General features: G+C 70.6%; 23 protein-coding genes. 15 read left to right on the top strand and 8 right to left on the bottom strand.

Annotation, left to right across the window (positions count from 1 at the left end; all coding sequences use genetic code 11):
* The first annotated feature begins 8 nt into the window (after positions 1–8).
* The 4 genes from dxr (at position 9) to EP757_RS05060 (ending at position 5327) form a co-directional block, all read left to right on the top strand.
* Positions 9–1217, top strand: a complete 1209-nt coding sequence (gene dxr / locus EP757_RS05075; RefSeq protein ID WP_127554091.1) for a 1-deoxy-D-xylulose-5-phosphate reductoisomerase — start codon at positions 9–11, stop codon at positions 1215–1217.
* Positions 1217–2476 (top strand): RIP metalloprotease, encoded by a 1260-nt coding sequence (locus tag EP757_RS05070; protein WP_127543041.1) that lies wholly within the window; start codon positions 1217–1219, stop codon positions 2474–2476. The genes dxr and EP757_RS05070 overlap by 1 nt, the downstream gene beginning before the upstream one ends.
* Positions 2477–2484: 8 nt before the next feature.
* Positions 2485–3657 (top strand): flavodoxin-dependent (E)-4-hydroxy-3-methylbut-2-enyl-diphosphate synthase, encoded by a 1173-nt coding sequence (gene ispG / locus EP757_RS05065; protein ID WP_127543040.1) that lies wholly within the window; start codon positions 2485–2487, stop codon positions 3655–3657.
* A 104-nt stretch (positions 3658–3761) separates the two neighbouring features.
* Positions 3762–5327: a hypothetical protein gene (locus EP757_RS05060; RefSeq protein WP_127543039.1), complete on the top strand. Its 1566-nt coding sequence runs from the start codon at positions 3762–3764 to the stop codon at positions 5325–5327.
* A 40-nt stretch (positions 5328–5367) separates the two neighbouring features.
* Here the strand turns inward: EP757_RS05060 and EP757_RS05055 are convergent, their stop codons facing one another.
* Entirely contained in the window at positions 5368–6210 is an 843-nt protein-coding gene (locus EP757_RS05055; protein ID WP_127543038.1) for a GNAT family N-acetyltransferase, read from the bottom strand.
* Positions 6211–6334: 124 nt separating this feature from the next.
* Here EP757_RS05055 and EP757_RS05050 point away from each other — a divergent pair, with 124 nt between their 5' ends.
* Complete coding sequence (locus EP757_RS05050) at positions 6335–6955, top strand: PadR family transcriptional regulator (protein WP_127543037.1); 621 nt, start codon at positions 6335–6337, stop codon at positions 6953–6955.
* 48 nt (positions 6956–7003) lie between these two features.
* On the opposite strand, the gene EP757_RS05045 is transcribed toward EP757_RS05050, so the two are convergent.
* Positions 7004–7990 carry an LLM class F420-dependent oxidoreductase gene (locus EP757_RS05045; RefSeq protein ID WP_232050380.1) on the bottom strand — a complete coding sequence of 329 codons (987 nt, stop codon included), beginning with the start codon at positions 7988–7990 and terminating at the stop codon, positions 7004–7006.
* 122 nt (positions 7991–8112) lie between these two features.
* Here EP757_RS05045 and EP757_RS05040 point away from each other — a divergent pair, with 122 nt between their 5' ends.
* From EP757_RS05040 to EP757_RS05030, 3 genes are read left to right on the top strand one after another with little or no spacing between them, the layout of a single operon-like run.
* Positions 8113–8733, top strand: a complete 621-nt coding sequence (locus EP757_RS05040; protein ID WP_127543036.1) for an ABC transporter ATP-binding protein — start codon at positions 8113–8115, stop codon at positions 8731–8733.
* The gene (locus EP757_RS05035) at positions 8730–10862 is read left to right on the top strand and encodes a YhgE/Pip domain-containing protein (RefSeq protein ID WP_127543035.1); all 2133 of its coding nucleotides are present in this window, start codon (positions 8730–8732) and stop codon (positions 10860–10862) included. Before EP757_RS05040 ends, EP757_RS05035 begins: the two co-directional genes overlap by 4 nt.
* A 9-nt stretch (positions 10863–10871) precedes the next feature.
* Complete coding sequence (locus EP757_RS05030; protein WP_127543034.1) at positions 10872–11462, top strand: TetR/AcrR family transcriptional regulator; 591 nt, start codon at positions 10872–10874, stop codon at positions 11460–11462.
* On the opposite strand, the gene EP757_RS05025 is transcribed toward EP757_RS05030, so the two are convergent.
* The 5 genes from EP757_RS05025 to EP757_RS05005 are packed head-to-tail and all read right to left on the bottom strand — an operon-like array spanning position 11459 to position 15809.
* Positions 11459–12514 carry an ABC transporter permease gene (locus EP757_RS05025; protein ID WP_127543033.1) on the bottom strand — a complete coding sequence of 352 codons (1056 nt, stop codon included), beginning with the start codon at positions 12512–12514 and terminating at the stop codon, positions 11459–11461. The genes EP757_RS05030 and EP757_RS05025 overlap by 4 nt on opposite strands.
* On the bottom strand, positions 12511–13404 hold the full coding sequence (locus tag EP757_RS05020; RefSeq protein WP_127543032.1) for an ABC transporter ATP-binding protein: 894 nt from the start codon (positions 13402–13404) through the stop codon (positions 12511–12513). The genes EP757_RS05025 and EP757_RS05020 overlap by 4 nt, the downstream gene beginning before the upstream one ends.
* A 50-nt stretch (positions 13405–13454) precedes the next feature.
* On the bottom strand, positions 13455–14114 hold the full coding sequence (locus EP757_RS05015) for a response regulator transcription factor (protein ID WP_127543031.1): 660 nt from the start codon (positions 14112–14114) through the stop codon (positions 13455–13457).
* The gene (locus EP757_RS05010) at positions 14111–15406 is read right to left on the bottom strand and encodes a sensor histidine kinase (protein WP_127543030.1); all 1296 of its coding nucleotides are present in this window, start codon (positions 15404–15406) and stop codon (positions 14111–14113) included. Before EP757_RS05010 ends, EP757_RS05015 begins: the two co-directional genes overlap by 4 nt.
* Before the next feature lie 13 nt (positions 15407–15419).
* Positions 15420–15809: a MerR family transcriptional regulator gene (locus EP757_RS05005; protein ID WP_127543029.1), complete on the bottom strand. Its 390-nt coding sequence runs from the start codon at positions 15807–15809 to the stop codon at positions 15420–15422.
* A gap of 519 nt (positions 15810–16328) precedes the next feature.
* Here EP757_RS05005 and EP757_RS05000 point away from each other — a divergent pair.
* From EP757_RS05000 to EP757_RS04970, 7 genes are all read left to right on the top strand, one after another.
* Positions 16329–17849, top strand: coding sequence for an amino acid permease (locus tag EP757_RS05000; protein ID WP_127543028.1), 1521 nt, complete (start codon positions 16329–16331; stop codon positions 17847–17849).
* 13 nt (positions 17850–17862) lie between these two features.
* Entirely contained in the window at positions 17863–19209 is a 1347-nt protein-coding gene (locus tag EP757_RS04995; protein WP_127543027.1) for a glutamine synthetase family protein, read from the top strand.
* Between the two features lie 15 nt (positions 19210–19224).
* The gene (locus tag EP757_RS04990) at positions 19225–20580 is read left to right on the top strand and encodes an aldehyde dehydrogenase (RefSeq protein ID WP_127543026.1); all 1356 of its coding nucleotides are present in this window, start codon (positions 19225–19227) and stop codon (positions 20578–20580) included.
* Positions 20581–21345 (top strand): 3-oxoacyl-ACP reductase, encoded by a 765-nt coding sequence (locus tag EP757_RS04985; RefSeq protein ID WP_127543025.1) that lies wholly within the window; start codon positions 20581–20583, stop codon positions 21343–21345.
* 170 nt (positions 21346–21515) lie between these two features.
* A complete protein-coding gene (locus tag EP757_RS04980; protein ID WP_127543024.1) occupies positions 21516–22238 on the top strand; it encodes a gamma-glutamyl-gamma-aminobutyrate hydrolase family protein in 723 nt (240 codons plus the stop codon).
* Positions 22223–22957, top strand: a complete 735-nt coding sequence (locus tag EP757_RS04975; protein ID WP_127543023.1) for a gamma-glutamyl-gamma-aminobutyrate hydrolase family protein — start codon at positions 22223–22225, stop codon at positions 22955–22957. The genes EP757_RS04980 and EP757_RS04975 overlap by 16 nt, the downstream gene beginning before the upstream one ends.
* A gap of 68 nt (positions 22958–23025) precedes the next feature.
* Entirely contained in the window at positions 23026–26499 is a 3474-nt protein-coding gene (locus tag EP757_RS04970; protein WP_127554089.1) for a SpoIIE family protein phosphatase, read from the top strand.
* Here EP757_RS04970 and EP757_RS04965 read toward each other — a convergent pair.
* On the bottom strand, positions 26468–26785 hold the full coding sequence (locus tag EP757_RS04965; protein WP_232050378.1) for an STAS domain-containing protein: 318 nt from the start codon (positions 26783–26785) through the stop codon (positions 26468–26470). The genes EP757_RS04970 and EP757_RS04965 overlap by 32 nt on opposite strands.
* Between the last annotated feature and the right edge of the window lie 21 nt (positions 26786–26806).

Below are 26806 nucleotides of genomic sequence, written 5' to 3'. Positions count from 1 at the left end.
CCGGGAAGATGGGAGCCATGCGCGACCTCGTTCTGCTCGGGTCCACGGGATCCATCGGCACCCAGGCCATCGACATCGTCCGCCGCAACCCGGACAGGTTCCGGGTGGTGGCCCTCGGCGCGGGCGGCGGCAACATCGAGCTGCTCGCCACGCAAGCGCTCGAACTCGGCGTCGAAGTGGTCGGCGTAGCGCGCGCCTCCGCCGTACAGGACCTGCAATTGGCCTTTTATGCGGAAGCGCAGAAGCGGGGTTATGCGACCGGGGGCTTCCGGATCCCGAAGATCGTCGCCGGGCCGGACGCGATGACCGAGCTGGCCCGGTTCCCGTGTGACGTGGTGCTGAACGGCGTCGTCGGCAGCCTCGGCCTGGCCCCCACCCTCGCCGCCCTGGAGTCCGGTCGCGTCCTCGCGCTGGCGAACAAGGAGTCGCTGGTCGCCGGTGGCCCGCTGGTCCGGCGGATCGCCAAGGAAGGCCAGATCGTCCCGGTCGACTCCGAGCACTCGGCGCTCGCGCAGTGCCTGCGTGGCGGGCGGGCCGAGGAGGTGCGCAAGCTGATCCTGACCGCGAGCGGGGGAGCGTTCCGGGGCCGCCGCCGCGAGGAGCTGACGAACGTCACACCTGAGGAAGCGCTGAAGCACCCGACCTGGGACATGGGCCCGGTCGTCACGATCAACACCGCCAATCTGGTGAACAAGGGACTCGAGGTGATCGAGGCGCACGAGCTGTTCGGTGTGCCCTACGACGACATCGAGGTGACGGTCCACCCGCAGTCGGTGATCCACTCGATGGTCGAGTTCACGGACGGCTCGACCCTGGCCCAGGCCAGCCCGCCGGACATGCGGCTGCCGATCGCGCTCGCGCTCGCCTGGCCGGACCGGGTTCCGCAGGCCGCGACCCCGGTGGACTGGACACTCGCGCACAACTGGGAGTTCCGCCCGCTCGACTCCGAGGCCTTCCCGGCGGTGCGGCTCGCGAAGGAGGCGGGCCGGGCCGGGCGCTGCCTGCCGGCCGTCTACAACGCCGCCAACGAAGAGTGTGTGGCCGCTTTCGTCTCCGGTCGGCTACCGTTTCTGGGCATCGTCGACACCCTGGAACGGGTGCTCGCGGCGGCTCCCGATTTCGCAGAACCGGGTACCGTCGATGACGTGCTCGCCGCGGAGGCGTGGGCTCGGGCCCAGGCACAGCGGACCATCGCGACTGTGGCTGAAGGAGCCTGATGCTGTTCTGGCTGGGTGCGGCGGCCTTCGCGCTGACCATCCTGATCTCGGTGAGCCTGCACGAGCTGGGTCACATGATCACGGGCAAGCGTTTCGGCATGAAGGTGACGCAGTACTTCGTCGGTTTCGGCCCGACCATCTTCTCGTTCAAGCGCGGTGAGACCGAATACGGTCTGAAGGCCATCCCGCTCGGCGGCTTCTGCAAGATCGTCGGCATGACGCCGCAGGACGAGGACGTCCGCCCGGAGGATCAGCCGCGAGCCATGTGGCGCTTCCCGGTCTGGAAGCGGACGGTCGTCATGTCGGCCGGCTCGATCACCCACTTCATGCTGGCGATCGTCGGCGCGTACTTCATGGCGATCACCGTGGGCCTGCCGAACACCGATCTGCCGCAGAACGCCGCTGCGCAGAAGGCCGCGCCCGCGATGATCTACGTGGGCGACTGCATCCGCACCTCGCTGACCGACACGAGCGCCGACTGCGTTCCGGGCACGAACGGCGCCGTCGCGGCGCCGGCCAAGGCGGCCGGTCTCGAGACCGGTGACCTGATCACCGCGGTCGGCGGCAAGCCGGTGGCGAACTACGGCGAGCTGACCGACGCGATCCGCGCCTCGCCGGCCGGTCCGACCGCGTTCACCTACGTGCGCGACGGGCAGACCGCCACCGCCTCCGTCGACCTGATCAGCGCCGAGCGCACGCCGATCGACGACCCGAACGGCCCGGTGTCGAAGGTCGCGGTCGCCGGCGTGAGCTGGACCACGGACCAGCCGGCCGTTCTCACCTACAGTGCGATCGGGGCGATCCCGGCGGCCGGCGACTTCAGCTGGTACCTGGTGGAGAACTCCTTCAAGGCGATGGCGCGGATTCCCGAGAAGGTCCCCGCGCTGTGGAACTCGATCACCGGCGAGGAGCGTGACCCGGACACCCCGATCAGCGTGGTGGGCGCGAGCCGGATCGGCGGCGAGGCGATCGAGAAGGGCGTGCCCGAGGTCTTCTGGCAGGTCTTCATCTCGCTGAACATCTTCATCGGCCTCTTCAACCTGCTGCCGCTGCTCCCGCTCGACGGCGGGCACATCGCCATCGCGTGGTTCGAGAGAGTTCGCTCGTGGCTCTACCAGCGTTTCCGGCGGCCTGATCCGGGTCGTGTCGACTACTACAAGCTGATGCCGGTGACGTACGCGGTCATCCTCATCGGTGGCGCGTTCACGGTTCTCACCGTGACCGCCGACATCATCAACCCGATCACCATCTTCAAGTGAGTTGAGACGTGACTGCTATCAGTCTGGGAATGCCGGCCGTACCCCCGCCGCCTCTTGCTCCCCGCCGCCTGAGCCGCCAGATCAACGTCGGTGGTGTCCTGGTCGGTGGCGGCGCCCCGGTCAGCGTCCAGTCGATGACGACCACGCTCACCTCTGACGTCAACTCCACGCTGCAGCAGATCGCCGAGCTGACGGCGGCCGGCTGCCAGATCGTCCGGGTCGCCGTGCCGTCCCAGGACGACGTCGAGGCGCTGCCGGCGATCGCCAAGAAGTCGCAGCTCCCGGTGATCGCGGACATCCACTTCCAGCCGAAGTACGTGTTCGCCGCGATCGACGCCGGCTGTGCCGCGGTCCGGGTCAACCCGGGCAACATCCGGCAGTTCGACGACAAGGTCAAGGAGATCGCCAAGGCGGCCTCCGACGCCGGCATCCCGATCCGCATCGGCGTGAACGCGGGCTCGCTCGACAAGCGCCTGCTGGAGAAGTACGGCAAGGCCACCGCCGAGGCGCTCGTCGAGTCGGCGCTCTGGGAGTGCTCGCTCTTCGAGGAGCACGGTTTCCGGGACATCAAGATCTCGGTGAAGCACAACGACCCGGTCGTGATGATCCGGGCGTACCGGCAGCTCGCCGAGCAGTGCGACTACCCGCTGCACCTCGGCGTGACCGAGGCAGGTCCGGCGTTCCAGGGCACGATCAAGAGCGCTGTCGCGTTCGGCGCGCTGCTGGCCGAGGGCATCGGCGACACGATCCGGGTCTCCCTCTCCGCCCCGCCGGTCGAGGAGATCAAGGTCGGTCAGCAGATCCTCGAGTCGCTCGGTCTCCGCGAGCGCGGCCTGGAGATCGTCTCCTGCCCGTCCTGCGGTCGCGCCCAGGTCGACGTCTACACGCTCGCCGAGCAGGTCACCGCGGCCCTCGACGGCTTCCCGGTGCCGCTGCGCGTCGCCGTGATGGGCTGCGTCGTGAACGGTCCGGGCGAGGCCCGCGAGGCCGACCTCGGCGTGGCGTCCGGCAACGGCAAGGGCCAGATCTTCGTGAAGGGCAAGGTCATCAAGACCGTTCCCGAATCGATCATCGTGGAGACCCTGGTCGAGGAGGCCCTGCGTCTCGCCGACGAGATGGGCGCCGAGCTGCCCGAGGAGCTCCGCGACCTGCTGCCCGGCCCGACGGTGACCGTGCACTGATCTCGATTCCATCACGGAATCGTCGTTCGTCCATGGGTGGGTCCTCCCGGGACGGCCAGGAGTCTTTACGATGCGGCTCCTTGTCTTCCACGGGAGGAACCCCGATGCACCACCGATCGGCCTGGCGTGCTGCCGCCGGACCGGCCGCCGCGCTCGCCGCGGCCCTGGCCCTGACGACGCCGGCCTTCGCGGCCGCCCCCGCCGCACTCGCCATCGAAGTCGACGACGCCACCGTGGGTGTGGGCACCCAGGTCCCTCTGGAGATCCGGGTCAGCGCCGACCGGGTGGTCACGCTGCCCGACCCCGAGGTCACCTATACGCTCTCCGGGCTGACCGGCGTGAGCCTGGTCTCCGAGGAGAACTACTGCGAGAACACCTCCGCGACCGAGCTGGTCTGTTCGCTGCCATACGAGTGGGACCTCACCCCGGAGCCGCTCGGCACCGCCCTCGAGGTGGCGGTGAAGGCGTCCGCTGAGGCGGTCGCCGGCGCGACCGGCACGATCGCGGTGACGTTCGCCGCCGACGGTGCCACCGAGGCCGTCTCGGAGGGATCGATCAAGGTCGCCGAGGATGTGGATCTGGCCGCCGGTGAGCCCTACGAGCTGTCCGTGAAGCCGGGCGCGAAGTTCGACACGGCGCTCCAGATCACCAACACCGGTGCGAAGACCGCGCACGGCGCGGGCGTGCGGATGTCCACCGACTACCCGTTCAAGGCCGCCGAGAAGTTCGCCAACTGCGTCTACGGCGACGACGACCACCTGGCCGGCTGTCTCTTCGAGCAGGACCTGGAGGCCGGGGCGACCTACGAGGTCGTCCTGCCGTACGAGCTGCGCGCCGACACCATGGCTCCCGGCGCCGTCGCCGGCCAGTTCGAGTGGCTGACCGCCGACGACTACCAGGACCTGACCCGGGCGAAGTCCGCGACCGGCCTCGGCGCCGCGTCGGCGGGCACCGGCGGCAAGCTGCGCCTGGAGCCGATGGCGAGTGCGAAGCGGGCGCCGCAGACCGACAGCGACCCGGACGACAACTGGCAGACCGTCACCGTCAACGCGTCCGGCAAGCAGGGCGCCGATGTCGCGGCGGTCGGTGCGAAGGTCCGCGGCGAAGTCGGCGACGTGGTCGATGCCAAGATCGGCCTGCGTAACGAGGGGCCGGCCACGATCGATCGCGGCCGGGTCGCCGAGCCCGCCGGCGTCGTGCTGGTCACCGTGCCGGTCGGCACCAAGGTCGCCGAAGTGCCGGACGGCTGCTCCCTCGCCGAGTGGGGCAAGACCGAGCCGGACGCCGTGCAGTACTACTGCCAGACCGGCTTCCTGCTCCGCGCCGGCGAGACCGTGACCTGGACGTTCGGTCTGGAGATCGAGAAGGTCCACGTGGACGCCACCGGCACCGTCGAGACCAACCCGGCGTGCGAGTGCTCGTGGTTCGACAAGGACCTCAACGAGGCGAACGACAAGGCGAAGCTGGTCGTCAACCCGAGCGACGAGGAGCCCGGAACCGGGACCGGTGACGGGGGCGGCGACGAGCCGGGCACCGGCGGAGAGGGTGGCGGGCTTCCGATCACCGGACCGCAGGGGACGGCGATCGCGGTGACCGGGTTGCTACTGGTGGCTGCCGGTTTCGGGGGCTTCCTGGTGGCGCGCAAGCGGCGTACCCGCTTCGAGGCCTGATCTTTCCCGGGCCCTCCTCGGAGGAGGGCCCGGCTGGAACTCAGAACAGCACCGTCGCGAACGAGCCCGCTGACACGAAGCCGCAGCGCTCGTAGACCCGCCGGGCCGCCGTGTTGTAGTCGTTGACGTAGAGGCTGACGGTCGGGGCGACCCGGCGCAGCGAGTCCGACACCACGGCGGCCATGGCGGCGGTGGCGAGGCCCCGTCCCCGGTGATCCGGGTGGACCCAGACGCCCTGCACCTGCGTGGTCCGCCGGGTGATGATCGCCAGCTCGGCCTTGAAGATCACCTGGCCGCCCTCGAAGCGCGCGTAGGCCCGCTTCCCCTTCACCAGCTCGGCGATCCGCCGCCGGTATCCGCGCCCGCCGTCGTCCTGTAGCGGCGAGACGCCCACCTCTTCGGTGTACATCGCGACCGCGGCCGGGAAGAGCTGATCCACCTCGTTCGGCCGGACCAGGCGCACCTCCGGGTCGGGCCGGACGTCGGCGGCGTCCCGGTCGGTGACGAGCAGGGGCTGGTTGGGCCGGACGTCCCGGGCCGGTCCCCAATACCTGCTCAGCCGGTCCCACAGTTCGAGGACCGCCTCCGACCGCCCGATGATCGACGAACAGATCCGCGGCTCGGGGCCGAGCAGGTCGGCGAAGGCGGCGACGGCCGGGGGAGTGGCGCCGACCGGCACCAGATGCGCCCCGGACCAGATGATCGACTCGATGCGGCGGGCGGGCTCGTACCCGTAGATGCGCCCGTCGGAACGCCACCAGTTGAGCCCGTGCGACGCCACGCGCTCGGCGATCTGGGCGCCCGCGTAGGGATCGGCGTCCAGGATCCGCTGGACTGCCGCGCGCTCGGGCTCACCGAGCTGGCGAATGGGCACCGTCAACACAGGTACCAACTTTGCCAGATGAGGGCGTGCCGACACGTACCGCGACCCGACGATCCCAGAAACCCTTGCCGACGACAGTTCGCCGATATATCGTCTAACTATCGACGACAGAACGGAGAAGATCATGAGGTACAGCGACGCAGAGCGTGGACACGGCCACTTCGGTGGCGGCCGCGGCTGGGCTTCCGAGGGCCGCAGGCGCGGTTTCGGTTTCCCGCCCGGGTTCCCTTTCGGTCATGGAGGGCCCGGTGGTCCCGGGTTCCCTCCGCCCGAGTTCGGTGGCCCGCGAGGGCGGCGAGGGGGTCGTGGCAGCCGGCAGAACGTGCGGCCCGCGATCCTGGCGCTCCTGGTCGAGCGGCCGATGCACGGCTACGAGATGATCCAGGAGCTCGACGCCCGGACCAACGGCATCTGGCGTCCCAGTCCCGGCTCGGTCTACCCCACCCTCCAGCTCCTGGAGGACGAGGGCCTCATCGAGGTGACGGCCGAGGGGGGACGCAAGAGCTACCAGCTCACCGCCGACGGCCGGCCCGAGGCCGAGACCGCGGCGCAGAACCCGCCGTGGGCGCAGTTCGGCGAGGACACCATGTCCCAGGTGCAGGATTTCCGCGACGCGGCGGTCGGCATCATGGGAGCGCTGAAGCAGGTCGGTTTCTCCGGCACCCCCGAGCAGCGTCAGAAGGCGCTGGAGGTGCTCAACGAGACGAAGCGGAAGCTCTACGCGATCCTCGCCGACAGCGAGTGAGGTTTCCTGACGAAACGCGCCCGGGGGCTCCCCGGGCGCGTTTTCGTGTCAGTCCCGGCTGCCGAGCGCCTTGATCAGCGAGAAGAGGGCCTTCGGGCCGCCGGTGGTCAGCTCCGGCGTCGGCATCAGCGCGATGACCGGGACCGTCACGCCGGCCTCCGCGTACGCCTTCACGCGTGTGCGGCACTCCTCCGGCGAGCCGTGCACGATCAGCTCGTCCACGAGCGAGTCCGGGATCGCGGCGAGTGCGCCCTTGCGATCGCCCGCGTCCCAGGCCTGCCACATCGGGGCGAGGACCTCGGACCGGCCCAGCCAGCGGTGGAAGGCGGCGTAGGCGGGAACGGTCAGATACGACGTGATCATGCGGCGGCCGACCGTGCGCGCGTAGCCGGCGTCCTCGGTCGGGATCACGAAGATCCGGGCTGCCACCTCGAAGCCGGCGCCGGCCTCCTTCGTCTCGGCGAGCGCCGTGGACACGTCGGTGGCGGCCAGCCAGTTGAGGATCACGCCGTCGGCCTCGGCGGCGGCCAGCCGGAGCATCCGCGGGCGCAGGGCGGCGAGCATCAGCTGCGGCGGCGTGGCCGGCGGCCGCTCCAGGCGGAACCGCTTGACCGCGAACGAGGAGAACTCCTGGTCGACCGTCTCCCCGGCCAGCGCCGACCGCAGGAACCGCAGCACATCGCGGCTGCGGGCGAACGGCTCGGCGAAGTCCACGGCGTTCCAGTCGCCGACGACGACCGGCGACGACGCGCCGATGCCGAACTGGAAGCGGCCGGGCGCCGCCTCGGCGAGCGCCGCCGCTGTCATCGCGAGCAGGCCGGGACCGCGCGTGAAGACCGGCGCGATGGCGGTGCCGAGCCGCAGCCGGGGTTCCCAGGCGGCGGCCAGCGCCAGCGGTGTGAACGCGTCCGTGCCGTTCACCTCGGCCGACCAGACGTCGGTGAACCCGGCGTCGGCCAGTGCCGCGTAAACGGCGGCGTGATCGGTGAGCGGAACGCCCCCGAACGGCACGGTCATGCCCCATCGCATCGACATGCTCTTGATCCTGCCGGTCGCCGGCGCGTGATGTCCACCACCTGCCGCTGTTGACGGCTTCACATCTGGGTATGTTTTTGAACTGACCAGTCAGTTTAAATTCTCGCCTCAGGGGAGCCGCCATGTCGGTGCTCACCGCTACCGGCGCCGGTGTCCGGCACCACCGCCGCTGGCTCGTCCACGGCCTCGACCTGCGCGTCGAGCCGGGTGAGACGGTCGCGGTCACCGGACCGCCGGGCAGTGGGCGCACCTCGGCGCTGCTCGCGCTGGCGAGGCGGCTGCGGCTCTCCGAGGGCAGCGTCGAGATCGTCGGTACGGCGGCCCTCGGCCATGTGCCCGATGTGGAAGAACCGGAACCGGTCTTCACCGTGACCGAGCACATACGGGAGAGGCTGGCGCTGCTCGGCCGCCGGCGGGACGAGCAGGTGCCGCTGCACGGACTCGACCCGGAATTGCGGGGGAGGGATCTCACCCCGTACCAGAGACAGGTCCTCGGTCTGGTCCTCGCGACCTTGAACGATCCGGCGGTGATCGCCCTCGACGGCGTCGACGCCGGCCTGGACGCGGCCGAGCAGGCGTCGCTGTGGGCGCTGCTCGACGCGGTCACCGCTGAAGGAGTGGCGGTGCTGGTGACGGCCCGCGAGATCGATCCGTCCCTGGTGGACACGGTGGTCGTGCTGAGCGATCCCCGGACCGGCGAGCCCGGCCGGGTGACGGTGATGACGGCAGGAGAATCGGAATGAGCACTCTCACGCTGGCCGGCTACGAGCTGCGCAGGTTCATGCGCAGCAAGCTCACCGCCGCGGCCCTGGCAGTCCTCGCCGTCGTTCCGTTGCTCTACGGCGCGCTCTATCTCTACGCGTTCTGGGATCCCTACGGCCGGCTCAACCACATCCCGGCCGCCCTGGTCGTCGAGGACCGGCCGGCCGAGGCCACCGGCGGCGAGACCGTGCGGGCCGGGCAGGACCTCGCCGACGAGCTGATCAAGCGGGAGGTCTTCGACTGGCACGTGGTCGGCGCGGCCGACGCCGAGCGCGGGCTGGAGGACGGCCGGTACCAGATCGAGCTGCTCATCCCGGCCGGCTTCTCGGACGATCTGGCGACCGCACCGGACGCGGACAGCATGCCGAAGACGGCGCAGCTCAGCGCGGTGAGCGACGACGCCACGAACTACCTCTCCGGGGTGTTCGCGCGGACCGCCTTCGACGAGGTGCGGGCGGCTGCGGCATCGAGCGCGTCGTCGCGGTATTTCGACAGCATGCTCATCGGGTTCACCGATCTGAAGGCGCAGACCGCGAAGGCAGCGGACGCCGCCGGCACCCTGCGGGACGGTTCCGGGAAGCTGGAGGACGGCGCCGGCCGGGTGGCCGGAGGCATCGACGACGCGCACGCCGCGACCGGCACGCTGGGCGACGGGATCGACAAGGCCGGCGCCGGCGCGGACGAGATCGAGGACGGGCTGGACCGGCTGGAGACCGCGACCGGGCAGCTCGCGTCCGGCACGGCGGAGGCGGCGCGGGGTGGCCGGCGGCTGGCGACGGCGGTGGACACGGCGGCCGGCACGATCGAGCCGGCGCTGCGGGAGAACGCGCAGGCCATCGAGGAAGCGGCCCGGCTCGTGGCGGAGGGCGCCGACCAGCTCGCGAAGAACGTCGGCGCGATCGACGACGCCGCGGAGAAGACGGTCGCCGACGCCCGGAGACTGGAGAGATATCTGAACTCGCTCCCGGACGACACCCCGGGAGTGGAGGACGCCCGCGACCTGGCCGGCCGGCTGGTCGCCGACGCTGAACGGATCCAGTCCCGCATCGACGCCGCCGACCTGGACGCGCTGCGTGCCCGGCTCACGCGGGTGGCGAAGGACGCGCGGGCCGTCGCCGACCTGGCGCCGCACCTGGCCGACGACGTCGCGAACGCCCGCAGCCAGGTCGACAAGCTGGCCGCCGGACTGGACGGCCTCGCCACCGGCGCGCAGAAGATCGACACGGCTACCGGGAAGCTGGCGGACGGTGCCGCCGGCCTGAGCAACGGCATCTACAAGCTCTCGTCCGGCGCCCGGCAGATCGAGGACGGCCTCGGCGAGCTCTCCACCGGCGGGCACCAGCTCGCGACCGGGCTCGGCGACCTGACCGGCGGCGCATCCCGGCTGGCCGACGGGCTCAGTGACGGCGCCGCGCGGATCCCGGCCTATGACGACACGTCGCAGCGGGCCGACGTGCTCGCCGACCCGGTCTCGCTGGACCGCGTCGTGCGGCATCCGGCCGGGACGTACGGCGTCGGCTTCGCCCCGTACTTCCTGGCATTGGCCCTCTGGGTCGGCGCAATGATCAATTACATGCTGCTCCGGCCGCTGAACCGCCGCTACCTCGCCTCCGGTGCGCCGCCGCTGCGGGTGGCGGCCGCCGGACTGCTTCCCGGCGTGGCGGTCGGCGCGGTGCAGGCCACGCTTCTCTTCCTGGTGGTCAGATTCGGTCTCGGCCTGTCGCCGGTGCACCCGGTCACGACCTACGGCCTGATGCTCGGCACGGCGGCGGTCTTCGCGGCGATCATCCAGTTGCTCGGCGCCGCGCTGGGCCCGGCCGGGCGGGTCGCCGCCCTGGTCCTGCTGATGCTCCAGCTGACGTCGTCCGGCGGCACCTACCCGGTGCAGACCTCACCCGGCTTCTTCCAGGCCGTGCACCCCTTCCTGCCGATGACGTACGTCGTGGAGTCCATGCGCCACGCCATCGACGGTGGTTCGGCCGCGACGGTGGCACACGCCGCGCTGATCCTCGCCGGGTTCGGCCTGGTCGCCGGGTTGCTGACCGTCGTGCTGGCCGGCCGCAAGCGCCGGATGCGTGCCGCGGACCTGCACCCCGAGCTGGTCCTCTAGGGTTTCGGTGTGCAGCAGGACGGACGCAGCCGCAGGCGGGTGGACACCCGTCAGAAGCTCTTCGAGGCGGCCGTGGAGCTGATCGCCGAGCAGGGCTTCTCGGCGACCACGGTGGACGACATCGCGCTGCGGGCCGGCGTCGCCAAAGGGACCGTCTACTACAACTTCAAGTCGAAGACCGAGCTCTTCGAGGAGCTGCTGCGGCACGGCGTCGGGCTGCTCACCGCCGAGTTCCGGTCAGCGGTGGCCGGGCTGCCGGCGCGCGACGCGGTCCGTGCCCTGGTCCGCGCTCAGCTGGAGTACATCCGCCGCTACCGGGCCTTCGCCCAGCTGCTGCTCTCCGAGATGTGGCGGACCAACCGGGAGTGGCAGCAGACCCTGGTCCTGCTGCGCGAGCAGGCCATCGGAGTGATCGCCGAGACCGTTCAGTCCGGGGTCGACTCCGGCGACCTGCCCGCCGAGCTGGACGTCCGGGTCGCCTCGGCGGCGCTCTTCGGCGTCGGGCTGGTGGTCGCGGTGGACTGGCTGGTGTTCCAGCCCGACCGCGACATCGCCGACGTGGAGGAGTCGCTGCTGGCGATCGTCCGCCGGGTCGCCTAGGCGTTCTTCCAGGCCGCCATCAGCGAGGTCTTCTGCCGGGTCCGCATGAGCGAGCCCTCGTAGACCCGGGCGCCGGCGGCGAGCAGCAGCAGCGCGGTGACGGCCAGGATCAGCAGCGACACCACCGGTTCCCAGCCCGCCGCGTCGCCGTTGAACATCCGGATCGGCATGGCGATCGGCGACGAGAACGGGATGTACGACAGGATCCGCTGCGCCTCCGCGTTGTCCTGGAGGAACAGCACCGCGAAGAACGGGATCAGCACCGCCATCTGGACCGGCGACGACGTGCTGGTGATCTCCTCCTGCCGGGAGGCGAGCGCACCGACCCCGGCCCAGACCGTCGCCAGCATGAGGAAGCCGAGGACGAAGAACGGCAGGAACCAGGCGAGCGCCGGACCGACCGCGTTCACCACCCCGGTGTCCACATCGGTCACCCGCATGCCGACGAACGCGACGAGCGCGAGCAGCGCGATCTGCCCGAAGGCCAGCAGGGTCATGGCCGCCACCTTGCCGGCCAGCAGGGCCCGGACCGGCACGCTCGACACCAGGATCTCGACGATCCGGGTCTGCTTCTCCTCGATGACGCTCTGCGCGATCTGCAGGCCGTACGTGTACGAGGTGATGAAGAAGAGCATCGCCAGGATCGACGGGATCAGGAACAGCAGGAACGGATCGATGTCGCCCGGATCGAGCAGCCGGACGGGCGGCGACGCGCTGAGGGCCCGCACCACGTCGGCCGGCGGCTCCTCCATGGCCAGGATCTCGGGCCCGGGCACCACCGCGGCCTCCACCTCGCCGTCGCGCAGCAGCTGCTCGGCGGCCGCCGCGTCGGGCGTCTCGACCACGTCGAACCCGGCCTGGCGCAGTGGCGCCGTCGCGGCCGGCTCGGCCACCGCCACCCGTTCCGGGCCGCTGTCGAGGATCGCCGGCAGGACGATCGACGCGATCACGATGACCAGGAAGAACGCGGTGCTGTAGAGGAACGCCTTGTCCCGCAGCTTGGTCCGCAGCTCGCGGGCCGCGACCAGGCGGGTGGCCTCGAACGTGGTCACTGGATCACCTCTCGGAAGATCTCGGCGAGGGAGGGGCGGACCGGGCCGAACTGCCGCACCGGGCCCCGGTCGAGGGCGGCGCGCAGGATCCGCTGGTCATCGGTCTCGGGGGCGAGGTCGACGACGGCCCGCGGGCCGTCCAGCTCGACCAATGTCACGCCGGGCTCGTCGCGCAGCCAGCCCGCGTCCGCGTCCACCTCGATCGAGTAGCGCGGGAGGGCGTACTGATCACGCAGGTAGGAACGGCTGCCAGCGGCCCGGATCGTCCCGTCCGCGATGATCACCAGGTCGTCGCAGAGCCGTTCGACAAGGTCGAGCTGGTGGCTGGAGAAGAGCACCGCGGCGCCGGCCGCCGCACGCTCCCGCAGCACCGCCACGACGGTGTCGGCGGCGAGCGGATCCAGACCGGAGAACGGCTCGTCGAGAACGAGCAGCTCCGGGTCGTGCACCAGGGCCGCGGCGATCTGCACCCGCTGCTGGTTGCCGAGCGACAGCTTCTCCACCAGGTCGCCGGCGCGCGGGCCGAGCTCCAGGCGATCAAGCAGCGTCGTGGTCCGTGCCTTCGCGTCGGCGGCGCTGAGCCCGTGCAGCCGGCCCAGGTACACGACCTGCTCGGCCACCGACATCTTCGGGTAGAGGCCGCGCTCCTCCGGCATGTAGCCGAAGCGCTGCCGGTCCTCCCGGGTGATCGGGGCGCCGCGCCAGGTGGTCGCTCCGGACTGGGCGGCGAGCACGCCCAGGATGATCCGCATGGTGGTGGTCTTGCCGGCGCCGTTCGCGCCGACGAAGCCGGTCAGACGGCCGGCGTCCACGGCGAAGGACACGTCCTTGAGGACCTGCCGGTCGCCGAAGGACCGATTGACGGCATCGACGTTGAGGACGGTGGTCATGCCGTCAACGCTATTGACCGGCGTTCACGCTGTCGTCCGGCGCGAGAACGTCATCCTTGCGAAGGACGGACCACACCCCATTCGTACGCCAGGACCACCGCCTGCGTGCGGTCGCGCGCCCCCAGTTTCATCAGCACCCGGCTGACGTGCGTCTTCACCGTCGTCTCGCCGAGCCGCAGCTCGGTGGCGATCTCCGCGTTGGTGGCGCCACCGGCGAGCAGCACCAGCACCTCGTGTTCGCGCGGGGTGAGCTCGTCGAGGCGGACCGCCGGCTCCGGGGTCCGCGGGCGAGGCGCCGTGAAGCCCGCGATCACGCGACGGGTCACCGCCGGGGCTAGCAGCGCGTCACCGGCGGCGATCACGCGTACCGCCTCGGTCAGGGCCTCCGGTGTGCCGTTCTTCAGCAGGAATCCGCTGGCGCCGGCCTGCAGCGCGGCGAACAGGTAGTCGTCCCGGTCGAACGTGGTGAGGATCAGCACCGACGGCCCGCCCGCCGCGGCGATCCGGCGGGTCGCCTCCAGCCCGTCGACGCCCGGCATCTCGACGTCCATGAGCACCACGTCCGGGCGCAGGCTCAGCGCCAGGTCGTGCGCCTGCGTGCCGTCGGACGCCTCGCCGACCACCGTGATGTCGTCCTCCATCTCGAGGATGACCCGGAACCCGGTACGCACCAGCGCATGGTCGTCCGCGAGGAGGACCTTGATCGTCATTTGCTCTCACCGGCCATCACCAGATGGTGGGGCAGGCGGGCCCGGACCCGATATCCGCCCCCGGACCGCGGCCCGACCTCCAGCGCCCCGTCGTGGACGGCGACGCGTTCCCGCATGCCGATGACGCCCATGCCGCCGGAGTTCCCGAAGACCTGGCCGTGCCCGTCGTCGCTCACGTCGACCTCCAGCGAATCGTTGAGATAGCGGATCCGGATGTCGAGCGTCGTCGCGCGCGCGTGCTTCAGCGTGTTCGTCACCGCCTCCTGGGCGATCCGGTACGCGGTCTGCGACACCGAGTCCGGCAGCGGCACCTCGTCCCCGAAGACGGCGAAGTGAACGGTCAGGCCGGCCTCGCGGGCGTTCTCGGCGATCTGCGGGATGCGGTCGATCCCCGCCGCCGCGGCGTCCGGCGCGAAGTCGCTGCCGGTGGACCGCAGGGCGCCGAGCATCCGCCGCAGCTCGTCCACGGCGGTCCGGGCGCCCTGCTCGATCGCGGTGAGCGCGGTGCGGGCCCGGGCCGGATCCTTGTCGAGCGCCCGCCGGCACGCGGACGCCTGGATCCCCATGACCGAGACGTGGTGCGCGACCACGTCGTGCAGCTCACGGGCGATGCGGACCCGCTCGTCGACGACCGCGCGCTCGGCCGAGGCGGCCTGGGCGGCGCGTAGCTCGGCGGCCTGCGACTGGACCGTGTCGAGGCGGCGGGCGGCCTGCCAGGCGTAGTCGCCGACCAGGTAGACCGAGCCGAAGAAGATCGCGTTGACGAAGTACTGGTTGAAGACGAGCGACCAGAGCACCGGCAGCTCGCCGGACGCGCCGTCGAAGCTCTCGCCCACGATCTCGTCCCAGGACGTGGCGAGCGCGACGGTCAGCCAGGTGAACATCGCCGCGATGATCACGAGCCGCAGCGTACGGGCGCGGTGCCGGACCGGCCCCCACGCGCCGAGCGTGTAGATCGCGGCATAGAGGGCGTACGACGCGACCTGCTGCTCCTGCACCCCGCGCACCTGGCCGCCGATGTACACCAGCGACATGATCACCGCGACCGCCTCGGGCCACCTGCGGCGCCAGGCCAGCGGCAGCGTCGTGCAGACGGACCAGGCGATCTGCTCGGCGACCCCGGGCGCGTCCTCGGTGTGCAGCATGCCGAAGCTGCGGGCGGTGTAGAGGTTGAGCACGGCGACGCCCGCGACGCCGAAGCCGATCCAGAGATCGGCCCGGCGCTGCCTGGCGGTCGGACCCGGCCTGCGCCACTCCTCGACGTGCGGCGCGAAGACGTGCGACGAGAACATGCAGTGACGATAGTCAGTGCGCGCGCGTGCGCTCCTGCGCCGGTGCCGGGTAGTAGGCCGGTCTGCCCAAGTCACGACGTGTCTGGGTGGGGATGGTGGCGTCCTCGCCGGGACCGAGCGTGCCACCGAGCTCGGCGATGCGCCGGTGGGCGGCGGCGAGACGGTCCTCGAGCGTGACGATGCGGACGGCGGCGGCGAGCAGGAAACCCTCGTCGAGGAGTTGCCGCGCGCGGGCCGCGAGGTCGAGTTGATGACGGGAGTAACGGCGGTGGCCCCCGGCGGAACGCCCCGCCTCGATCAGCCCGGTGTCGTCCAGGCTGCGCAGGAAGGCCGGGGTCACGCCGATCGACTCGGCGGCACGGCCCATGGTGAAGGCCGGAACATCGTCGGACGCGGCGGTCATGTGCTCCTAACCGTTTCAGACATGGTCCAGGGCCCCGGCGGGTAACCGGGGCCCTGGCTTTTCAATTCTTGTGCCGATCGGTGTCGGCGCATGTGGTCGACCTGCTGCGTGCCGCTAGCAGTCGACCGGAGTGATGGGCATCGGCTGCGATCACCTCTTGTCGGGCCGGGGACGTTTTGATTACGCGTTGCTGCGGTATCTCGTCCTCCTCCTCCAACTCAGCGAACTGTGCCACGTGCTCGCCGGCCTGAAAGACCGGCTCTGCCGGCCGTGACCGACTCCACGAGACTATGCCTCTCCGGCCCGGATTTCTAGACTCGCCGCTGTAGATTTTTTTGGGAACTGCGGCGCTGAGCTGCAACGATGCTGTATCCGGTCGATGTCTCCCGCGGCCTTCCCCGACCTTCCCCGGTGCCCGTTGAGTGATCAATTAACGCGGTTCATTGACGCCCGTAACACGACGGGGAGATCATCACGGCATTGCGTGGTCCAGGTCACACCCGGCAAGGGAGCACTCAGATGAGCGCTGATCCAGGCATCACTCCTACCTCCGACGAAGAACGACTCGCTCAACTCGGCTACAAGCAGGAGTTGCACCGCCGCCTCTCCGGCTTCTCCAATTTCGCCGTCTCCTTCTCGATCATCTCCATTCTGGCCGGTGCGATCACCTCGTACGGCATCGCCATGACCGCCGGCGGGCCCATGGCGATCACGCTGGGCTGGCTCTTCATCGGCATCATGGTCACCTTCGTGGCGCTGGCGATGGCCGAGGTCTGCTCGGCCTATCCGACGGCCGGCGCCCTCTACTGGTGGGCGGCAGCGCTCGCGAAGCGGAACAAGGCCGCGTGGGCCTGGTTCATCGGCTGGTTCAACTTCCTCGGCGAGGTCGCGGTGACCGCGGCCATCGACTTCGGCGCGGCGATCACCACGTCGGCGTTCCTCAGTCTCACCTTCGACATGGAGGTGACGACCGGGCGGACATTCCTGATCTTCCTGGTCATCATCGTGGTGCACGGTCTGCTGAACACGTTCGGCGTGAACCTGGTCCGGGTGCTCTCCGATGTGAGCGCCTGGTGGCACCTGGTCGGCGTGGCGGTGATCGTCGGTGTGCTGGCGATCGTGCCGGACCAGCACAAGCCGATCTCCGAGGTCTTCTTCGAGGTGCAGAACGCCACCGGCTTCACGTTCACCGGGGCGGGCGTCTACGCCGTCCTCATCGGACTGCTGATGGCGCAGTACACCTACACCGGGTACGACGCCTCCGCGCACGTGGCCGAGGAGACGCACGACGCCGCCCGGGCCGCGCCGCGGGGCATCGTGCTGTCGGTGGTGGTGAGTGTGATCGCCGGTTTCGTGCTGCTCTTCGCGATCACCTGGTCCATCCAGGACTACGAGGGCTCCCGGACCAGCGATCTCGGCCTGCCGCCCGCGCAGATCTTCATCGACGCCGCCGGCCACGATCTCGGCACGTTCCTGCTGTTCATCTGCATGGTCGCGCAGTGGTTCTGCGGGATGGCATCGGTCACCGCGAACTCGCGCATGTCCTACGCGTTCGCCCGGGACGACGCCATTCCGGGCTCACGGATCTGGAAGAAGGTCAATCCGCGTACCGGAACCCCCACCAACTCGATCTGGCTCTGCGTCAGCCTCTCCACGCTGCTCGTGCTCCCGTCGCTCTGGAACACGACGGCCTACCTCGCGGCGACGTCGATCGCGGTCATCGGGCTCTATATCGCGTACGTCGGACCGGTGCTGCTGCGCCGGCTGAACCCCGACTTCGAGGCCGGCCCGTGGAACCTCGGTAAGTGGAGCGCCCCGGTCGGGTGGATCGCGATCGTCTGGGTAGGTGTCATCTGTGTGCTCTTCGTCCTGCCGACGGCGAGCCCGATCACCCCGTCGACGTTCAACTACACGATCGTGGCGGTGGCGGTGGTGCTCGGCGCCGCGGCGATCTGGTGGTTCGTGAGCGCGCGCAAGTGGTTCACCGGCCCGAAGCAGAACCTGATCGAGAAGGCTCACCACGGCGAGCAGATCGACTGATTGGATGGCGGACATGGATCTCGAGGAGCTCGACGTCTCGGTCGACAACGGCAGCATCGACACGGTGCTGCTCGCTCTGACCGACATGCAGGGACGATTGCAGGGCAAGCGGCTGCACGGGCGCTACTTCCTGGACGAGGTGGTGTCCGGCGGCAGTGAGGGGTGCAACTACCTGCTCGCCGTCGACGTGGACATGAACACCGTCGACGGGTACGAGATGTCCTCGTGGTCCACCGGGTACGGCGACTTCGTGATGCGGCCGGACTTCGGCACGCTGCGACGCGTCCCGTGGCATCCGGGCACCGCGCTGGTGCTGGCCGACCTGTTCGACACGGCGGGGCAGCCGGTGCCGCCCTCGCCACGGCAGATCCTGCGCCGCCAGCTGGACCGGCTGGCGGCGTACGGACTGACCGCCTACGCGGGCACCGAACTGGAGTTCGTGCTCTACCGGGACAGCTACGAGAGGGCTCACGAGCTGGGCTATCGCGGCCTGACCCCGGCCAACCAGTACAACGTGGACTACTCGCTGCTCGGCACCTCCCGGGTCGAGCCGCTGCTGCGCCGGATCCGCAACGAGATGTACGGCGCGGGACTTCAGCCGGAGAGCGCCAAGGGTGAGTGCAACCTCGGTCAGCACGAGATCGCCTTCCGGTACGCCGACGCGCTCACCGCCGCCGACAACCACGTCATCTACAAGAACGGCGCGAAGGAGATCGCCTCCCAGGAGGGCATGGCGCTGACCTTCATGGCGAAGCCGAACGAGCGGGAGGGCAACTCCTGCCACATCCACTTCTCGCTGCGCGGCGAGGACGGCCGCTCGGCGATGCTCGGCGACGGCCCGGCGCACCTGAGCGAGACCGGCCAGCGGGTGCTGGCCGGACTGCTCGCCACGATGCGCGAGTTCAGCCTGCTCTTCGCACCGAACATCAACTCGTACAAGCGGTACCAGCCCGGCTCGTTCGCGCCGACGGCGGTGCGGTGGGGTGTCGACAACCGGACGTGCGCGCTGCGTATCGCCGGACACGGTCAGGGCATGCGGGTGGAGAATCGTGTCCCGGGTGGGGACGTGAACCCGTACCTGGCGATCGCCGCCCTGATCGCCGGGGCGTTGCACGGCATCGAGAACGAGTTGTCGCTGGAATCGGAATTCGCCGGTAATGCGTATCAGGATCCGGACGCGCCGCGAGTGCCCGGAACGCTGCGGGATGCGGCGGATCTCTGGGACGCGAGCGGGGTCGCCGAAACCGCGTTCGGGGCCGATGTGGTGGCGCATTACGCCAACATGGCGAAGGTGGAGCTGGCCGCGTACGACGCCGCGGTCACCGACTGGGAGTTGCGGCGTGGTTTCGAACGTCTCTGAGGGGATGATCAACGCGTGACAGAGGTGATCAACCCGTCGACCGGGGACGTGCTCACGACCGTACCGTCGCTCGATCTGGCCGCGACCGACGCGGCGATCGCGCGGGCCCAGAAGGCGTTCCCCGCCTGGCGTGATGTCGCGCCCGGCGACCGGGCACGGCTGCTGCGCCGCTTCGCGGCGGTGGTGGGCGAGCACATCGAGGAGCTTGCCCAGCTGGAGGTACGCAACGCCGGCCACACCATCGGCAACGCGCGCTGGGAGGCCGGGAACGTCCGGGACGTCCTCGACTACTACGCCGGCGCCCCGGAGCGGCTGTCCGGCCGGCAGATCCCGGTGGCCGGCGGGCTGGACGTGACGTTCCACGAGCCGCTCGGCGTCGTCGGGATCATCGTGCCGTGGAACTTCCCGATGCCGATCGCCGGCTGGGGTTTCGCGCCGGCGCTGGCGGCCGGCAACACGGTGGTGCTCAAGCCGGCCGAGCTGACGCCGCTCACTGCGATCCGGCTCGGCGAGCTGGCTCTCGAGGCCGGGCTGCCGGAGGACGTGTTCCAGGTGCTGCCGGGCAAGGGCAGCGTGGTGGGGCAGCGTTTCGTCACGCACCCGGCGGTCCGGAAGGTCTGCTTCACCGGGTCCACCGAGGTCGGCAAATCGATCATGGCGGGCTGCGCCGACCAGGTGAAGCGGGTGACGCTGGAGCTCGGGGGCAAGAGCGCCAACATCGTCTTCGCGGACGCCGATCTCGAGGCCGCCGCCGCGGCGGCGCCCGGCGCGGTCTTCGACAACGCCGGTCAGGACTGTTGTGCCCGGTCCCGGCTGCTGGTCGAGGCATCGGTCTACGACAGGTTCCTGTCGCTTCTCGAACCGGCCGTCCGGCGATTTCGAGTACTCGACCCCTCTGATGAGATGTCGGAGATGGGCCCCCTGATCTCTTCCGGTCAACGAAGCACGGTCGCCTCGTATGTGGACGGTGCTGACGTCGCCTTCACCGGATCAGCCGACTTCGCAGCGGGCTGGTGGTTCCCGCCGACGGTCCTGCTGGCCGGATCGAGCGACGACCGGCACTGGCGCGAGGAGATCTTCGGCCCGGTCGTGAGCGTGCTGCCGTTCCGCGACGAGGCCGAGGCGGTCCGGCTCGCCAACGACACCGAGTACGGCCTCTCCGGCTCCGTCTGGACCCGGGACGTCGGCCGGGCCCTGCGGATGTCGCGGGCCGTCGAGACCGGCGCGCTCAGCGTCAACAGCAACTCGTCGGTGCGGTACTGGACCCCGTTCGGGGGGATGAAGCAGTCCGGCCTCGGCCGGGAGCTGGGTCCGGACGCGCTGCTGTCGTTCACCGACGTAAAGAACGTCTTTATCTCGATGGGGGCTTGAGTGGAGCGCTTGCAGGACCGGGTTGCCGTGATCACCGGCGCCGGCAGTGGGATCGGCCTGGCCACGGCGCGGCGCTTCGCCGCCGAGGGCGCGTCCGTGGTGGCCGTGGACATCTCCGAGGACGCCGGCAAGGCGGTCGCGGAGGAGGTCGGCGGCGAGTTCGTGGCCTGTGACGTCAGCGACGAGCAGCAGGTGAAGGCGCTCTTCGACGGGGTCGCCGAGCGGCACGGCCGGGTGGACATCGCCTTCAACAACGCCGGCATCTCGCCGCCCGACGACGACTCGATCCTGGTGACCGGCCTGGACGCGTGGGAGCGGGTCCTCAAGGTCAACACGACGAGCGTCTTCTTCTGCTGCAAGTACGCGATCCCGCACATGCAGCGGCAGGGCAAGGGCTCGATCATCAACACCGCGTCGTTCGTCGCCCTGCTCGGCGCCGCGACGTCCCAGATCGCCTACACCGCGAGCAAGGGCGGGGTGCTGGCGATGACCCGCGAGCTGGGCGTGCAGTTCGCCCGGGAAGGCATCCGGATCAACGCGCTCTGCCCGGGGCCGGTGGCGACTCCGCTGCTCATGGAGCTCTTCGCGAAGGACCCGGAGCGCGCTGCCAGGCGACTGGTCCACGTACCGATGGGGCGTTTCGCCGAACCGGAGGAGATCGCGGCCGCCGTGGCCTTCCTGGCCAGCGACGACGCGTCGTTCATGACGGCGTCCCAGTTCGTCGTCGACGGCGGCATCACCGGTGCGTATGTAACTCCGCTCTAGAGGTTTCAAGACCCGTTACGGTGGGGAGAGATTCCTCAACACCCAGCTCAACCAGGTGTAAGGGGTCGAATCCCTGCCCGCACGGGTCGATCCCCGCGTAGGTGGGACAGAAGGGCCCGTCACGCGGCGCCGGTGCTCCGGCGCCGCGCGCCTGTGATTACGGTGGTGCGATGCGTCCGATCATCGGCATTACGTCCTATGTGGTTCCGGCCACCTGGGGCGTCTGGAAGGATCTTCCGTCCGCCCTGGTGCCGCACGACTACGTCGAAGCGGTGACCCTGGCCGGTGGCCGGGCCGTCCTGCTGCCCCCGGACGACCGGGACGCGGACGTGCTCCGGGCCCTCGACGGCCTGGTCCTCTCCGGTGGCCCGGACGTCGATCCGGCGCTGTACGGCGCGGCCTGCGGTCCGCTCACCGAGGTCCGCGCCGACCGGGACGCCGGCGAGCTGGCGCTGCTGCGTGCCGCGCTCGCCGCCGACCTGCCGGTCCTCGGCGTCTGCCGGGGAGCGCAGCTGCTCACCGTGGCGGCCGGCGGATCGCTGCACCAGCACCTGCCGGACGTTCTCGGGCACCAGCTGCACCGCCCGGGGCCGGGTGTCTACGGCGAGCAGGTGGCGACGTTCGCCGCCGGCAGCCGGATCGCCTCGCTGATGGGCGAGGACCGCACCATCCACTGTTTCCATCACCAGGGAATCGCCGACGCCGGCTCGCTGAGCGTCACCGGATGGGCCGGGGACGGCCTGCCCGAGACGGTCGAAGACCCGGACCGGCGGTTCGTCCTCGGCGTCCAGTGGCACCCGGAGTACCGCCGGGACCAGCGCCTGTTCGGCGCGCTGGTGGACGCAGCGAGGACCGCGATGAAGGAGAGCCCCACCGCATGCGCAGACCGCTGATCGGCCTCACCTCGTACGCCCAGCAGGTGCAGTACGGCCGGAACGACCTGATGGCCGCGATGCTCCCGATGACCTACGTGAAAGCGGTGCACGCAGCCGGCGGCCGAGCCGTGCTGATCACCCCCGACGACCCGGGCACCGACGTGCTCGAATCGCTCGACGGGATCGTCTTCACCGGTGGTGGCGACGTCGACCCGGCCGCATGGAAGGCCGAGCGGCACCCGGCCACCGAGGTCGACGAGGTCCGCGACGCCGCCGAGCTGATGCTGATGCGCGCGGCGCTCGACCTCGACCTGCCGGTCCTCGGCGTCTGCCGCGGCATGCAGGTGATGGCGGTCGCGACCGGCGGCTCCCTGCACCAGCACCTGCCCGACCTGGTCGGCCACGAGCGGCACCGGGCTTCCACCGGCACCGACCCGCTGGCCGCGAACGCCTCCGACTACGGACGGCACGACGTCGTGATCGACGAGAACAGCAGGGCGCACCAGCTGTTCGGCCGTACCCTGACCGTCAACTCCTTCCACCACCAGGCGGTCGCCGACCCGGGTGAGTTCGTGCCCGTCGGCTGGTGCCCGGACGACCGGGTGGTGGAGATCCTCGAGCACCCCGACCGGACGTTCGCCCTGGGCGTGCAGTGGCATCCGGAGCGGACCACCGACCTGCGTTCGTTCACCGCGCTGACCGAGGCCGCGTCGGTCGGTGCGATCATTCCGGCATAGCTACACGGGGGAGGTCCGTCTTGGGGGTGCCGAGCCGGCTGCGTCTCGCCTTCGAGCGTGGCGGCGAGATGGGCGCGCGGATGGCCGGCCTGGACTGGTCCGGCACCCCGGTCGGTGATCCGCCGGGGTGGCCGCCGGAGCTGATCGACGCGGTGGTCACGATGCTCGCCTCCCGGGCCCAGATCATGATCTTCTGGGGGCCGGAGCACACCGCGCTCTACAACGACGCGTACACCGTGACCATGGGTGACAAGCACCCCGGATTCCTCGGCAGGCCCGGTCGCGAGCTGTTCCCCGAGGCCTGGGACGTGCTGCGCGGCCTGCTCGGCGGGGTGGTGGCGGACGACCGGTCGTTCTACGCCCGAGACCACCTGCTCATGGTGCAGCGGCGCGGATTCCTCGAGGCGACCTACTCGGACGCCTCCTACGACCCGATCCGCGACGACGGCGGCCGGGTGAGCGGCGTGATGTGCATCGTCACCGAGACCACCGGCCGGGTGCTGAACGAGCGCCGGGTGCGCACCCTCAGCGCGCTGGGCCGGCGGCTCGCCGACTCGCCCGACCAGCGTTCGCTCACCGCCGACGCGGTCGCCGTGCTGGCCGGGAACCCGCACGACGTGCCGTTCGCGGCGCTGCTGCTCGACGACCCGGACCCGCATCCGGCGGCCCGCGCGGTGATCGGGTCGGGCCGGCCGGGCCGGGCGCCGCTCGCCGAGTTCACCGTGCCGCCGCCGGACGCCGCGGAGGAGGCGGTGATCCTGCCGGTCGAGGGCGGCGCGCTGGTCCTCGGCGTCAGCCGGTACGTCGCGATGGACGACAACTACCGGGACTTCCTCGACCTGACGGCGGCGCAGATCTCCCGGGCGTTGGCGAACGTGCGGGCGTACGAGCACGAGCGCAAGCGCGCCGCCGAGCTGGCCGCGCTGGACAAGGCGAAGACCGACTTCTTCTCGAACGTCAGTCACGAGTTCCGGACACCGCTCACGCTGATCCTCGGCCCGCTCGAGGACCTGCTGAAGAGCCCGGAGCTGACGCCGGCCGTCGCCGAGCGGCTGGATCCGGTGCACCGCAACGCGCTGCGCCTGCTCCGGCTGGTCAACACCGTCCTGGACTTCTCCCGGCTGGAGTCCGGCCGGATGAACGCGGTCTACCGGCCCACCGATCTCGCCGGGTTCACCGCGCGCCTGGCCGGCACGTTCCGGGCCGCCACCGAGCGGGCCGGTCTTGACCTGGTGGTCGACGCGTCGCCACTGCCCGAACCGGTGCACGTCGACCACGAGCTCTGGGAGAAGATCGTCTTCAACCTGCTCTCGAACGCGGTGAAGTTCACCCGCGTGGGCCGGGTCGAGGTACGGGTCAGCGCGCGTGCCGGAAACGCGTTGCTCTCCGTCCGGGACACCGGCATCGGCGTCCCCGAGACCGAGCAGGCGCTGCTCTTCGACCGGTTCCACCGGGTCACCGGCGCCTGGTCGCGCAGCCACGAGGGAACCGGCATCGGACTCGCCCTGGTCCGCGAACTTGCCGAGCTGCACGGCGGCTCGGTCGGCCTGATCAGCCGGCCCGGCGAGGGCAGCGAGTTCACCGTCCGGATCCCGTTCGGCGCCGGCCACCTGCCGCCCGACCGGGTCACCGACGAGCAGGTGCCGGCCGAGTCGGAGGCGCGTCTCTGGGTGGACGAGGCGACCTGGTGGGCCGGGGACGGACCGGCCCTGCCCGAGCCCGCCCGGGACCGGGCGAGCGGCCGGATCCTGCTCGCCGACGACAACGCCGACCTGCGCGAGCACGTGGCCCGGCTGCTCGGTCCGCACTGGACGGTCTCGACGGCGGTCGACGGGGAGCAGGCGCTCTCGCTGGCCCGCGCGCATCCGTACGACCTGGTGCTCACCGACGTGATGATGCCCCGGATGGACGGGTTCGAGCTGATCGCGGCCCTGCGCGCCGACGAGCGCACCCGCGACGTGCCGATCGTCGTGCTCTCCGCCCGGGCCGGCGAGGAGGCCGCCGTCGAAGGGCTGGCGGCCGGGGCCGACGATTACCTGGCCAAGCCGTTCTCGACGCGAGAACTGCTGGCCCGGGTACGCGCGAACCTCGAACTCGGCAAGCTCCGGCGGGAGATCGTCAGCCGGCTGCGCGGCCTGGTCGACGTCGCGGCCGCCCTCAACGCGGTCCCGAGCACGGCAGAAGTGCTCGACGTGGCGGCCCGGCACGTGCTCGCCATGACGTCGGCCGGCCGGGTCGTGGTGACCGCGGCCGAGGCCCGTGCCGAACAGGACGGCGGCGGCGCGTCCGCTCCCGCCGAGCCGGACGTGGTGCTGCCGCTGGAGGACGCCGCCGGGCCGCCGCTCGGCGAACTGCGGGTCTGGGACGGGGACGGCGGGCCGGTCGAGCCCGCCCTGCTCACCCAGCTGGCCCGGATCATCGGGCTGCGCCTGGCGAACGCCCGCCTCTACGAGTCCGAGCACCGGATCGCGACGACGCTGCAGCACAGCCTGCTACCGGCGTCGCTGCCCCGGGTGCCCGGCGCGATCGTGGCGAGCCGGTACGTGCCGGGCAGCAGCGAGGCCCGCGTCGGCGGCGACTGGTACGACGTCATCGCCGCCCCGGACGGTGAACTCTTCCTGGTCATCGGCGACGTGGTGGGTAAAGGCGTGCAGGCCGCGGCCGGCATGGGCCAATTACGGAATGCGCTCCGGGCGTACGTCCTCGAAGGTTTTGATTGCGGCGCCGCCCTGACCCGGCTGAATCGGCTCGTCGACACCCTGGGCCGCCGCCAGTTCGCCACGGTGATCTGTGTGGCGTTCGAACCGGTCACGCGGCGGCTGCGCTTCTCCTCCGCCGGGCATCCGTCGCCGATCACCGTGAATCCAGGCAAGACCGGAGATTTCTTGTACGGCGCGGCCATGGGCCCGCCGATCGGAGCGCTCGGCGACGTCACCTATCCGACCCGTGAGCTGCGGCTGCACCCCGGAAGCCGGCTGCTGCTCTACACCGACGGCCTGGTCGAGGACCGCCGGCAGGGTATCGACACCGGTCTCGCCGAGCTGACCGCCGACGTCGCGCAGCCCGCCGAGCACGTCGAGGACCTGCTGGACGCCCTGCTCGCCAAGGCGTCCCGGCACGAGCGCCGGGACGACATCGCGATGATCGCGCTGCAGGTGACCGAACCCAGCGAGTTCGAGCTCCGGCTGCCCGCCGAACCGGAGCGGCTCACCATCCTGCGCCGCCGGCTGGAGGACTTCCTGGCCGCGCACGAAGTACCCGAGAACGACTCCTTCGACCTGGTCATGGCGGTCTCCGAAGCGGCGGCGAACGCCATCGAGCACCCACTCGACCCGGCCGAGCAGGCGATCGTGGTGGAGGCGTCGCACACCGGCGACGCGGTCGTCGTGACGGTCCGGGACAGCGGGCGCTGGCGGCCCGCCACCGACGCCGGTTTCCGCGGCCGGGGTCTCGCGCTGATCGGTGCGCTGACCGAGCTCTCCGTGCACCGCACCCCGGACGGGACGGCCGTTACGCTGCGCCGCCCCCTGCATCCCGGGTGAGCCACGGCTGCCCGCCCAGGCCGGAGATCTCCAGCACCCGCAGCACCCGCGACGAGGGGAGCACGGTGAACCGGTCCCGGTAGTGCTCGGCGAGCCGGATCAGGGCGTGGATGGCGGCCGAGTCGAAGAAGGTGACCGCCCGGAGATCCACCGTGGCGGCCGTGGCGGCGGACGGTGTCGCCGCGGCGAACAGAGCGTCGGCCGTGGCCATGTCGACCTCGCCGGACACCATGACGGTGACGTGGTCACCGTCGACCGTGCCGGTCACCGAGAAGTCCTGATCCACCAGACCAGGTTTTCACGCCGG

This window comes from Actinoplanes sp. OR16, assembly GCF_004001265.1.
Taxonomy (GTDB): Bacteria; Actinomycetota; Actinomycetes; order Mycobacteriales; family Micromonosporaceae; genus Actinoplanes.
The sequence above is the reverse complement of the archived record's forward strand: the minus strand, read 5'-3'. Positions and strand labels throughout refer to the sequence as shown.

Excerpts from the sequence above, each read along its gene's own strand:
- EP757_RS04970 (WP_127554089.1), top strand. The coding sequence starts at position 23,026 with ATGGGCGCGCGGATGGCCGGCCTGGACTGGTCCGGCACCCCGGTCGGT.
- EP757_RS05015 (WP_127543031.1), bottom strand. The coding sequence starts at position 14,114 with ATGACGATCAAGGTCCTCCTCGCGGACGACCATGCGCTGGTGCGTACC.
- EP757_RS05045 (WP_232050380.1), bottom strand. The coding sequence starts at position 7,990 with ATGTCGATGCGATGGGGCATGACCGTGCCGTTCGGGGGCGTTCCGCTC.
- EP757_RS05035 (WP_127543035.1), top strand. The coding sequence starts at position 8,730 with ATGAGCACTCTCACGCTGGCCGGCTACGAGCTGCGCAGGTTCATGCGC.
- dxr (WP_127554091.1), top strand. The coding sequence starts at position 9 with ATGGGAGCCATGCGCGACCTCGTTCTGCTCGGGTCCACGGGATCCATC.
- EP757_RS05020 (WP_127543032.1), bottom strand. The coding sequence starts at position 13,404 with ATGACCACCGTCCTCAACGTCGATGCCGTCAATCGGTCCTTCGGCGAC.
- EP757_RS05040 (WP_127543036.1), top strand. The coding sequence starts at position 8,113 with ATGTCGGTGCTCACCGCTACCGGCGCCGGTGTCCGGCACCACCGCCGC.
- EP757_RS04995 (WP_127543027.1), top strand. The coding sequence starts at position 17,863 with ATGGATCTCGAGGAGCTCGACGTCTCGGTCGACAACGGCAGCATCGAC.
- EP757_RS04975 (WP_127543023.1), top strand. The coding sequence starts at position 22,223 with ATGCGCAGACCGCTGATCGGCCTCACCTCGTACGCCCAGCAGGTGCAG.
- EP757_RS05005 (WP_127543029.1), bottom strand. The coding sequence starts at position 15,809 with ATGACCGCCGCGTCCGACGATGTTCCGGCCTTCACCATGGGCCGTGCC.
- EP757_RS05000 (WP_127543028.1), top strand. The coding sequence starts at position 16,329 with ATGAGCGCTGATCCAGGCATCACTCCTACCTCCGACGAAGAACGACTC.
- EP757_RS05070 (WP_127543041.1), top strand. The coding sequence starts at position 1,217 with ATGCTGTTCTGGCTGGGTGCGGCGGCCTTCGCGCTGACCATCCTGATC.
- EP757_RS05060 (WP_127543039.1), top strand. The coding sequence starts at position 3,762 with ATGCACCACCGATCGGCCTGGCGTGCTGCCGCCGGACCGGCCGCCGCG.
- EP757_RS05010 (WP_127543030.1), bottom strand. The coding sequence starts at position 15,406 with ATGTTCTCGTCGCACGTCTTCGCGCCGCACGTCGAGGAGTGGCGCAGG.
- EP757_RS05050 (WP_127543037.1), top strand. The coding sequence starts at position 6,335 with ATGAGGTACAGCGACGCAGAGCGTGGACACGGCCACTTCGGTGGCGGC.
- EP757_RS04980 (WP_127543024.1), top strand. The coding sequence starts at position 21,516 with ATGCGTCCGATCATCGGCATTACGTCCTATGTGGTTCCGGCCACCTGG.